Annotated in this window: 1 pseudogene; it reads left to right on the top strand. The window is 35.1% G+C overall.

Features of this window, described 5'->3' with window-relative positions:
- A pseudogene (gene ipk, locus SB751_RS33770) lies at positions 1-248 on the top strand (4-(cytidine 5'-diphospho)-2-C-methyl-D-erythritol kinase); the annotation flags it as partial.

The following is a 248-nucleotide window of genomic DNA, read 5'->3' on the forward strand; positions in this document are numbered from 1 at the left end:
GTGATGATGGCTATCATGAATTAGAAACCCTGTTTACATTTTTAAACTATGGCGACGAGCTCCATTTTACGCTTACTAATGATAAAAATATTAGTATTAGCGGTGACACTCATGGCATTGCACTAACTGACAACTTAATTTATAAAGCAGCTTTATTATTACAAACTCAGTGTAAAGTGAATTTAGGTGCAAAAATAAATTTAACTAAACGTTTGCCTATGGGCGGAGGTGTTGGTGGTGGTTCATCT

Origin of the sequence: Cupriavidus sp. SIMBA_020, from assembly GCF_046535395.1 — a bacterium.
Classification (GTDB): domain Bacteria; phylum Pseudomonadota; class Gammaproteobacteria; order Burkholderiales; family Burkholderiaceae; genus Cupriavidus; species Cupriavidus campinensis.